The organism is Burkholderia sp. COPS (genome assembly GCF_019425585.1).
Taxonomy (GTDB): domain Bacteria; phylum Pseudomonadota; class Gammaproteobacteria; order Burkholderiales; family Burkholderiaceae; genus Burkholderia; species Burkholderia cepacia.
In genome coordinates, this window is record NZ_WIXR01000096.1 from 1 (window position 1) to 3984 (window position 3984).

The window sequence follows — 3984 nt, forward strand, 5'->3', positions numbered from 1 at the left end:
CGTGCTGATCGCGCTGCTCGGCGGCGCGAAGGCCGACATCAACCTCGGCGAGATCCTGCGCCGCCGGCTGACGATCACGGGCTCGACGCTGCGCCCGCGTCCGGTCGAGTTCAAGGCGCAGATCGCCGCGCAACTGAAGGCGCGCGTGTGGCCGCTGATTTCCGATGGCCGCATCAAGCCGGTGATCTATCGTGTATTGCCGGCCGCGGATGCCGCGCAAGCGCATGCGCTGATGGAAAGCAGCGAGCACACCGGCAAGATCGTCCTGGATTGGGGGTCGAACGCCTGACGGCCCGTGTGGCCGGGCTTGACATACGCGGTTTGACCGGTTCAAGCCGTGCGCAGTAAAATCGCGGGTTTGCTTCGCCAGATCAAACCTGACGGCCGGTTTCCGGCGCGTCAATGGCACGTAAATGGCACGTTAATGACCAAGCGGTGACGAGACAGACACGATGTCGAAACAGAGAACTAAGCGTGTGATCGGCAACTGGAAGATGCACGGCCGGCTGGCCGGCAACCAGGCGTTGCTGAACGAAGTGGTGCAGGGTGCGGGCGCGGTGGCGGCCGAAACGTCGGTCGGCGTGTGCGTGCCGTTCCCGTATCTCGCGCAGGTTCAGGCGCAGCTCGACGGCGGCCGTGTCGCCTGGGGGGCGCAGGACGTGTCGGCGCACGAGCAGGGCGCGTTCACCGGCGAAGTGGCGGCCGCGATGGTCGCGGAGTTCGGCGCACGTTATGCGATCGTCGGTCATTCGGAGCGTCGCGCGTATCACGGCGAGCGCAACGAGACGGTCGCGGCGAAGACGCAGCGCGCGCTCGCGGCGGGGCTCACGCCGGTCGTGTGCGTCGGCGAGACGCTCGACGAGCGCGAGTCGGGTGCGACCGAGCAGGTGGTTGGTGCGCAGCTCGACGCGGTGCTGGCCGTGCTGACGGCCGACGAGGCTGCGCGCATCGTCGTCGCGTACGAGCCGGTCTGGGCGATCGGCACGGGCAAGAGCGCGACGTCGGCGCAGGCACAGGACGTGCATGCGTTCCTGCGTGGGCGTCTCGCGGCAAAGGGTGCGGCCGACGTGTCCGTGCTGTACGGCGGCAGCGTGAAGCCGGACAACGCGGAAGAGTTGTTCGCGCAGCCGGACATCGACGGTGGCCTGATCGGCGGCGCGTCGCTGAAGGCGGAAGATTTCCTGGCGATCTGCCGGGCCGCGCGATAAGCGGTCCGGGATCGAATTGAACCATGAGGGCGGCCGGTCGTTCCGGTCGCCCGATCCAATCGGGTGGGTGTGATGCTGTTATTCAAGACGCTGATTATTGTGGTGCAGGTGCTGTCTGCACTCGGTGTGATTGGTCTCGTGCTGCTGCAGCACGGCAAGGGTGCCGACATGGGCGCTGCGTTCGGCAGCGGCGCGTCGGGCAGCCTGTTCGGTGCCACGGGGTCGGCGAACTTCCTGTCGCGTACGACGGGCATTCTCGCAACGATCTTCTTCGTCGCGACGCTGGCGCTGACGTATCTCGGTTCGTACAAGTCGACGCCGTCGGCCGGTGTGCTCGGCACGGCAGCGACCGCGCCGGCATCGGCACCTGCAGCATCGGCGCCTGCAGTCGCGGCATCTGCCGCCGTTGCGGGTTCGGCTGCGAGCACGCCGGGCCAGGATGTCCCGAAATAAAAAGTTAAAATTTTTGCGATTGTGCGTTGAACAATTCCGGGACTCAGGTTAGAATTTAATTCTTGAAGCGATTCGCGGGAAACAAGTAGTTACAACCCCGGTTGCATGCAGTGCCGACGTGGTGAANNCGAGTCTCGCCGTCGGCACCAAAGTTACTCAATGCCAGCCGCTTCTAGTGGCTGGCATTTTTCATTTCTGGGGTGTGCTTGCGGTTGTCTTGCGATCGCGTGCACTCCGAAATGATTCCTTCCGCCGGAAGTGGTATTCTCCGGACGCTCAGAACCAACCGATAGAGGATTGCCTTGAACCTCGCAGCCTATTACCCCGTCTTGTTGTTCCTCCTCGTGGGCACTGGTTTAGGTATAGCGCTGGTCAGCATCGGCAAGCTCCTTGGTCCCAACAAGCCGGACGTCGAGAAGAACGCACCGTACGAGTGCGGCTTCGAAGCCTTTGAAGACGCCCGGATGAAATTCGACGTCCGGTACTACCTCGTCGCCATCCTGTTCATCATCTTCGATCTCGAAACCGCATTCCTGTTTCCGTGGGGCGTCGCGCTCCGGGATATCGGCTGGCCGGGTTTCATCGCAATGATGATTTTTCTGCTCGAATTCCTGCTGGGCTTTGCCTATATCTGGAAGAAAGGCGGCCTCGACTGGGAGTGATGGGTTAATCGCCGGTTTGCATGGGCGGCCACGCTCGGTCGCTCGTCTGGAGTGGAAAGCAAATGAGTATCGAAGGGGTCTTGAAGGAAGGGTTTGTCACCACGACGGCTGACAAGCTGATCAACTGGACGCGTACCGGCTCGCTGTGGCCGATGACGTTCGGGCTCGCGTGTTGCGCCGTCGAAATGATGCATGCGGGCGCGGCCCGTTACGACCTGGACCGGTTCGGCGTCGTGTTCCGCCCGAGCCCGCGCCAGTCGGACGTGATGATCGTCGCCGGCACGCTCTGCAACAAGATGGCGCCCGCGCTGCGCCGCGTGTACGACCAGATGGCCGAGCCGCGCTGGGTGATCTCGATGGGATCGTGCGCGAACGGCGGTGGCTACTACCACTACTCGTACTCGGTGGTTCGCGGCTGCGACCGGATCGTGCCGGTCGACGTCTACGTGCCGGGCTGTCCGCCCACGGCCGAGGCGCTGGTCTACGGCGTGATCCAGCTTCAGGCGAAGATCCGCCGCACCAATACCATCGCCCGTCAATAAAGCCCCGAGCGTCCCCTCAATATGGCAAGCAAAATCGAGACTCTCAAGGCAAACCTCGAAGCCGCGCTCGGCGCGCGCGTGGTGAGCCTCACCGAAGCGATCGGTGAACTGACGCTCGTCGTGAAGGCGAGCGATTACCTCGAAGTCGCAAAGACGCTGCGCGACGATCCGAAGCTCCGTTTCGAGCAACTGATCGACCTGTGCGGCGTCGACTACCAGACCTTCGGCGACGGCGCCTACGACGGCCCGCGTTTCGCGGCCGTGTCGCACCTGCTNNGGACGTCCGCGAACTGGTACGAGCGCGAAGCGTTCGACCTGTACGGCATCGTGTTCGAAGGCCACCCCGACCTGCGCCGCATCCTCACCGACTACGGCTTCATCGGTCACCCGTTCCGCAAGGACTTCCCGGTGTCGGGCTACGTCGAAATGCGTTACGACCCGGAAGAGAAGCGGGTCGTGTACCAGCCGGTGACGATCGAGCCGCGCGAAATCACGCCGCGCGTGATCCGCGAGGATCGCTATGGCGGTCTGAAACATTAAGGGGGCGTCATGGCAGAAATCAAGAACTACACGCTCAACTTCGGCCCGCAGCACCCGGCAGCGCACGGCGTGCTGCGCCTCGTGCTCGAGCTCGACGGCGAAGTCATTCAGCGTGCCGATCCGCACATCGGCCTGCTGCACCGCGCGACGGAAAAGCTCGCGGAATCCAAGACTTTCATCCAGTCCGTGCCGTACATGGACCGTCTCGACTACGTGTCAATGATGGTCAACGAGCACGGCTACGTGCTCGCGATCGAAAAGCTGCTCGGCATCGAAGTGCCTGAGCGCGCGCAGTACATCCGCGTGCTGTTCGACGAGATCACGCGCGTGCTGAACCACCTGATGTGGATCGGCGCGCACGCACTCGACGTCGGCGCGATGGCGGTGTTCCTGTACGCATTCCGCGAGCGCGAAGACCTGATGGACGTGTACGAAGCGGTGTCCGGTGCCCGGATGCACGCGGCGTACTACCGTCCGGGCGGCGTCTATCGCGACCTGCCTGACGCAATGCCGCAATACAAGGCGTCGAAGATTCGCAACGAGAAGGCGCTCGCGAAGATGAACGAAGCGCGCAGCGGC

At 63.5% G+C, this 3984-nt stretch carries 6 protein-coding genes and 1 pseudogene; all 7 read left to right on the forward strand.

Features of this window, described 5'->3' with window-relative positions:
* Positions 1–289 (forward strand): zinc-binding dehydrogenase (locus FOZ70_RS37625; protein WP_219707902.1); only part of this gene is annotated, 289 nt, incomplete at its 5' end.
* A 163-nt stretch (positions 290–452) separates the two neighbouring features.
* Positions 453–1208 carry a triose-phosphate isomerase gene (gene tpiA / locus FOZ70_RS37630; RefSeq protein ID WP_021162811.1) on the forward strand — a complete coding sequence of 252 codons (756 nt, stop codon included), beginning with the start codon at positions 453–455 and terminating at the stop codon, positions 1206–1208.
* A 72-nt stretch (positions 1209–1280) separates the two neighbouring features.
* Positions 1281–1661, forward strand: a complete 381-nt coding sequence (secG, locus tag FOZ70_RS37635; RefSeq protein WP_060218631.1) for a preprotein translocase subunit SecG — start codon at positions 1281–1283, stop codon at positions 1659–1661.
* A 302-nt stretch (positions 1662–1963) separates the two neighbouring features.
* Entirely contained in the window at positions 1964–2323 is a 360-nt protein-coding gene (locus FOZ70_RS37640) for an NADH-quinone oxidoreductase subunit A (RefSeq protein ID WP_006398798.1), read from the forward strand.
* A 62-nt stretch (positions 2324–2385) separates the two neighbouring features.
* Positions 2386–2865 carry an NADH-quinone oxidoreductase subunit B gene (locus FOZ70_RS37645; RefSeq protein WP_006398799.1) on the forward strand — a complete coding sequence of 160 codons (480 nt, stop codon included), beginning with the start codon at positions 2386–2388 and terminating at the stop codon, positions 2863–2865.
* A 21-nt stretch (positions 2866–2886) separates the two neighbouring features.
* A complete protein-coding gene (locus tag FOZ70_RS37650) occupies positions 2887–3405 on the forward strand; it encodes an NADH-quinone oxidoreductase subunit C (protein WP_219707903.1) in 519 nt (172 codons plus the stop codon).
* 9 nt (positions 3406–3414) lie between these two features.
* Positions 3415–3984 (forward strand): annotated as a pseudogene (locus FOZ70_RS38460) (NADH-quinone oxidoreductase subunit D); the annotation flags it as partial.

What these genes read in the sequence shown, in the direction of transcription:
- tpiA (WP_021162811.1), top strand. Translation starts at nt 453, where the DNA reads ATGTCGAAACAGAGAACTAAGCGTGTGATCGGCAACTGGAAGATGCAC.
- secG (WP_060218631.1), top strand. Translation starts at nt 1,281, where the DNA reads ATGCTGTTATTCAAGACGCTGATTATTGTGGTGCAGGTGCTGTCTGCA.
- FOZ70_RS37645 (WP_006398799.1), top strand. Translation starts at nt 2,386, where the DNA reads ATGAGTATCGAAGGGGTCTTGAAGGAAGGGTTTGTCACCACGACGGCT.